The organism is Ferroplasma sp., from assembly GCF_037442045.1.
GTDB lineage: Archaea > Thermoplasmatota > Thermoplasmata > Thermoplasmatales > Thermoplasmataceae > Ferroplasma.
This window is the reverse complement of the sequence record NZ_JBBIRC010000065.1, coordinates 1-5,344: the sequence shown is the minus strand read 5'-3', so window position 1 is coordinate 5,344 and position 5,344 is coordinate 1. Positions and strand designations below refer to the sequence as shown.

The 5,344-nt window shown below is 29.7% G+C and carries 7 protein-coding genes and 1 pseudogene; 6 read left to right on the top strand and 2 right to left on the bottom strand.

Annotation, left to right across the window (positions count from 1 at the left end):
- Nucleotides 1-900, top strand: a pseudogene (locus tag WKI77_RS07155) (hypothetical protein); the annotation flags it as partial.
- Nucleotides 901-931: 31 nt separating this feature from the next.
- Here WKI77_RS07155 and WKI77_RS07150 read toward each other — a convergent pair.
- Nucleotides 932-1,087, bottom strand: a complete 156-nt coding sequence (locus WKI77_RS07150; RefSeq protein ID WP_337861141.1) for a hypothetical protein — start codon at nucleotides 1,085-1,087, stop codon at nucleotides 932-934.
- Nucleotides 1,088-1,425: 338 nt separating this feature from the next.
- On the opposite strand from WKI77_RS07150, the gene WKI77_RS07145 reads away from it, so the two are divergent.
- The 5 genes from WKI77_RS07145 to WKI77_RS07125 all read left to right on the top strand — a co-directional run bounded on the left by WKI77_RS07145 (nucleotide 1,426) and on the right by WKI77_RS07125 (nucleotide 3,641).
- On the top strand, nucleotides 1,426-1,581 hold the full coding sequence (locus tag WKI77_RS07145; protein ID WP_337861140.1) for a hypothetical protein: 156 nt from the start codon (nucleotides 1,426-1,428) through the stop codon (nucleotides 1,579-1,581).
- 38 nt (nucleotides 1,582-1,619) lie between these two features.
- Nucleotides 1,620-1,928, top strand: a complete 309-nt coding sequence (locus WKI77_RS07140) for a hypothetical protein (RefSeq protein WP_337861139.1) — start codon at nucleotides 1,620-1,622, stop codon at nucleotides 1,926-1,928.
- Nucleotides 1,929-2,040: 112 nt separating this feature from the next.
- Nucleotides 2,041-2,667, top strand: a complete 627-nt coding sequence (locus WKI77_RS07135; protein ID WP_337861138.1) for a transposase — start codon at nucleotides 2,041-2,043, stop codon at nucleotides 2,665-2,667.
- A gap of 465 nt (nucleotides 2,668-3,132) precedes the next feature.
- Nucleotides 3,133-3,348: a hypothetical protein gene (locus WKI77_RS07130; RefSeq protein WP_337861137.1), complete on the top strand. Its 216-nt coding sequence runs from the start codon at nucleotides 3,133-3,135 to the stop codon at nucleotides 3,346-3,348.
- A gap of 74 nt (nucleotides 3,349-3,422) precedes the next feature.
- The gene (locus WKI77_RS07125; RefSeq protein ID WP_337861136.1) at nucleotides 3,423-3,641 is read left to right on the top strand and encodes a hypothetical protein; all 219 of its coding nucleotides are present in this window, start codon (nucleotides 3,423-3,425) and stop codon (nucleotides 3,639-3,641) included.
- A gap of 509 nt (nucleotides 3,642-4,150) precedes the next feature.
- Here the strand turns inward: WKI77_RS07125 and WKI77_RS07120 are convergent.
- A complete protein-coding gene (locus tag WKI77_RS07120) occupies nucleotides 4,151-4,918 on the bottom strand; it encodes a DUF929 family protein (protein ID WP_337861135.1) in 768 nt (255 codons plus the stop codon).
- Nucleotides 4,919-5,344: the final 426 nt, after the last annotated feature.

Below are 5,344 nucleotides of genomic sequence, written 5' to 3'. Positions count from 1 at the left end.
AATCCCGGAACACCAGGAAAAAAATCAAAGGCGAGAAAACAGATAAGCACGATGGCAACACCAGCAATAAGTGGAGGAATCTCTGCATTGAGCTGCCAGTGCGAAGGCTTAACAGCAATATTGCCTACAGTGGCTGCCGTGGCAGCTACAGCAATTAGCACAGCATTGTTGTCAGAGAGTATACTTTTGCTGCTATTCAGCAATTTTATGCTTACAGTATTCTTCAATCGCAGGTCAAGAATTAAACTGGTATCCAGTATTAAAAACTTAAGAAACAGCAATTATTTTCCATTACTGGCAATATTCTTCGTTATGCTTATCCCGGTTATGGAAGTTATAGGAATATTTTACCATCTTGAATTAACATCTATGCTTTTCTTTTATGGAGTTAATATTTTAATGTTCGTATCTGGCATATTCTTGATGTTTTCAATAACAAAGCTGGGCTTTAAGCCATTTATAAAAACAATGAAAGTCAAAGCTATACTTTCTGTGGTCGCCTCTGCATTAATGTTTATCTGGTTTATACCACCAGTTGCATACTTTGCTTATATTAATTACTATTATTATTTCCTGATGAATGCAATGGCAATAATTGCCGGTCTTATTACTTATCTAGTATATTTTAGCCTGATTAATTATAAGGCAGCATATGTAGAGTTAAATTCTATGATGTTCAGTATGACTGGCCTTGTATTTTTCTATATATCTATAATTTCACTCACGGACCTTTTCCCATTTTACGGAATAAAACAACAGCTATATTTCTCTGCAATCTTATGGGCAGTTTCACTTCCTTTCATGTGGCTTAGCACAATTGACACAATGTATAGATATTCTGTCATAGAATCTCCAATTTTATTAAAAACAAATAATAGCAACCTGTCTGTAAATAAATAATTATTTAAAAATTATTAAATTATTTCATTGTTCATTTTCTTAAAACGAATTCTTTTACAAAAATCGTTGCTCCTATTGCTATAGCAGCACACATTCCCATTATAACTTCAAGGAAGAAAGTTTCAGTATTCGGATTATAAACTGCTGCATGTAACGTAAGCAATGCACTAAATATATCTATTGCCATAGCAATTTATTACAAGTATATATAAAATACTTATTATTGAATATGTTCAACTATAATATTAACTGTATGTATTCAGCTTGTTATCCAGTCTAAATTTTGATGCAATTTTCATTATATCTAAAATTACTGATTATTAATAAATCCATAACTTTGAATAAATAAACAGGAAATAAATTCTATAATAACGTGTCTTTCCATTGATTCGTTTTTTCTCTTTTTGAAACGTAGTGATTTTGGCATTTTCGAAGACTGTTATAGTGGGTACACAATTAACATTCAATATTATTGAATATGAACTTCTGTATTTTCGGCACTATTGATTATATTGTTAATGGAATGTGGAAGAAAAGAATCAATGGTGTGCCAACAATAGTAAAGGAAATCAGTGTTTGGAAATCAATCTTTCAAGGATTATTGATGACAGGGGAAATGGATTAAAAGATATAATGGTTAAGAGCTACAGTGCAGGATTAACATTATTTTCTTTCTTATAGATTAAAAAATATATTTCAAGAATACTGTAAATAAAATAATGAAATATAATGGCAATAGAATGTCGCCTGGAGATTATATGCTTCTATTCATCATGAGCAGATTATCTGAATCATATTCAAAGAATAAAATAGGCATGTGGATGAACAGGGATTATTCATCTATAATATTTCTAAATATAAGTTCACAGGACTCCTGGAATCCCATGGATCGGTTTACTGATGAAAAAATGAAAAATATTAAGGATAAAATAAAGTATAAGATAATATCAATGAGCTATGATTTTAAAAATATATTCTTCGATGCTTCAAATATTGCACATTTATGGTGGAAATTATATGGCCAATAAAGGCTATAACAAGAAGCATCGTTATTACCTTAACCAGATTTCATATTATTTCATATTACATGGCTGCCAATTATGATTACATACCACTTTACTTTGAATCATACCCGGGAATTTGTATGATTCAAAGATATTTGCAAATATTATTGAAAATATTCCTAAGGATTTAACACTTATTTTTGACAGGGGATACAATTCAAAGAATAATATTGATCTAATAAGGGATAGAAAATACATTGGCTCAATTAAAAGTTCTGATTACTATAGTATTATGATGATTCCAGTAAAAGAAAATTCATATGTTGATATTATAAAAAATGTTTATTGGAAAGGCCATAAAATAATTCTATACCATTCCAGAGCCCTGGAGATCAGGAGAAAGAACAAATTCATGAAGAAATTAGGGAACGCAATCATTAAAGCAAAGAAGACCATGCATTCAGGCAATTATGATGTATTGGAGGAAACAAGAATATATTTAGAATCTGAAAATTTAAATGAAACAATAATTTTAGGATTTGAAATAAACCAGGAAAGGCTGGAACAGAGATTATCCATTATTGATAAGAATGCTGTATTCACAAACATAAATGATATGGATTCAGAAAAAATAATAGATCTTTACAGGAAAAGGAATAGAACACTGCTTCAGGACTATAAATACAATCGGCATTGCATTCCCTGCATACCATATACCTCAGAAAATAAAAGTGCATATGTTTTTTTCATTAATATACAATGAAATGCATGGAATCGATGGAAGCATTTCACTGATATCAGCCTGAATATATGAAGGGCATAAACATCAATTATCCATAAACAGGAAAAAGATAAAATCAGCAATAGAGTGAGTATTAGCCAAAAGAAGAGACAATCTGCAATGCTATAAATCTGAAAATAATAATGGATTAGTGTACCTATATCTCTGTTTTTCAAAAACATTGGAAAAAGCTATTCCTGGACATGCAAAAATAAAATAAATGTAAAGTTACGATACATAAATAATATCATGGGCTTTTATATAAATCTTTTTGAATTTATTGTTGTTCCGGCATAATTTCAGGTTAATTTGATTATTTTTTATAATTATAATTGCCTGAATGATACTTAATGGCCCTCCATAAGGAATTAAAATTAAATTATTGCATCATGGAAATAATTGTATATCTTTATATACTAGAAATATATAAGTTATTTGGTGATATATGTGAAAATTAATGGAATTAAATTGCTAATTATCGGTTTGGCACTGTTACTAGGCGGATTTGGGACTTTCATACTTTCAATATACTCTTTAATACCTTTTAGTGCTTATACCGGAGTAATAGGAACAGCTGCGTTTATTATAGGGCTGGGATTTACTGCATTGGCTGCAACAAAGATAACCATGGTACCGGAAAGCACTAAGAACCACTCCGATTAAATTATAATTAGATATATAAATAATAAATATATTTTATAATTACTTTTAAGTATAATAGAAAATTAAGGATATATATGACAATAAAATTTAAAAATCAGGCAAGAAAATTATTTTCAATACCAAATATGGCAATTTTTGGTTTGATACTAGCTATCAGCCCGGATTCAAGCAGTTCAATAGTTTCTGGATTTTACGCGGATGGTTACGCTGTCGATCTGTTTATGTTGGCAATTGCCCTGGCATTCATTACAGCGATGATAATAATAAAATTAAGAAGCAGGGAAAAGTCTTAATTTCCAATAAATTAATTATAAGTAAAAAATTTAATCTTCGCAGAGCATTTTCAATTAGACATTATGTACTGCAAAGCTGGTATATTATTTATTATATGTTATTGTTACAGTTCATTTTAATTAAATATTCCTGGACAGTATTGGTATTTTCAAAAATGGATCCTCTATCTTTAAATATTTCTGATATGAAAAATAGACTTCAACAATATATCCACTTATCCTGTTAAAGCCAGAGTTATAGTAATTGACAAGTTTAATCAATAATTTATAATTTCTTAGTAGTTTGAGTAGAACTCTTATATTTCGGCGAGGAAATATAAGGATCCCATCCCCGACTCTATGCTTTATAAAGCATTGTGTAAAGCAGGATCACATCTGGTGGAGTAGAAATTTAAGTTTAAAAGCAGGAACTTTTAATTTTTTAGGATAGATAGGAGACCAGAAATATATACAGAACTAATTGCACACATAATGAATCCATATATTCCTCTGGAATTTCATTCTATTTATTAATTAACATCCTTAATTGTCGATTCAAGACCTTCTACAGCAGTACCAACCCCAAAATCGGACTGTTTGCTCTTTATGTCACTTAATACTGTTTCAGGAGGCAATGGGTTATTATTATAAATAAAATTACTCGGATTAACTAAATAACCATTCAATATATACACTCCGGATGGGCCTGTAATCAGTGTTACTGAATTTATGTGGTGAAATGCACTGATATTGTCGCTTGATATGCTCAATCCATCAACTATTGCTTCTGTTGTATAAATCTTTATTTCCTGATAAACGGATGCTGGGGCGTCGCTCTTTAGAGTCTTAAGGCCTGCCGAAATAGTTGTTTTGTTTGTAAGATTTTCACCATATAAGTATACTGGAACTACTACTGTAGTTTTACCGTTATATTTTACAGTATAATTTGAATGATTGAAAATAATGCCAGGAGTATTATTATATTCAAAGTTCCCCATTGATTGTGAAGTATTGAATTTTCTAGTCATATTGCATCCATTTTCACTCAGAAATTGATAAATTGCCCAGGAACCGGCATTTCCAGTAGGGCTCCCATTCCATGCAACATAGTAAATATATGTATTTGCGCTATTTTTAATTAAATCGCTATCCGATATTTTACAATACTGTTCGAGTTCAATCGATTCATCATGTCCATCATAATGTTCAGCTCCGTAAACAGCAAGAAATACTATAATAATAAAAAAAACGATGAAAAATGCCAGTAATTTTTTGTTATACTTACCTTCCTGCTCCATTTTGGTAAATAAGTTTAATATAATATATAGAGATTTTTATAGATTGTTTACCGGCTTTATATTTATAAATCATTTAAAAAAAACTACAAATTTAAAAAGCACAAAGAATCTATTAAATAATACAAATTGCTTACATTTTGAAGCATTTTAATTATGAATAATTTGATAGTTTTTATACACAAATTGGTCAAGAAATGAATGAAAATGATAAATTATTGCAATATAAACCATAATAGCTTCAATTAAGCACGAAAATATTCTATAATTACTCTTATATTTTACAAAGAAATGAAAGCCCTATGGAAGCTGAAAGTAACAATGAAATATATGAGAAAAATAATAAAATATATAATTCAGTGAGAGGCTGGATTTTTTCGACCAATCATAAGCAAATTGGGTTACTGTATATACTTACATCTTTAGTCT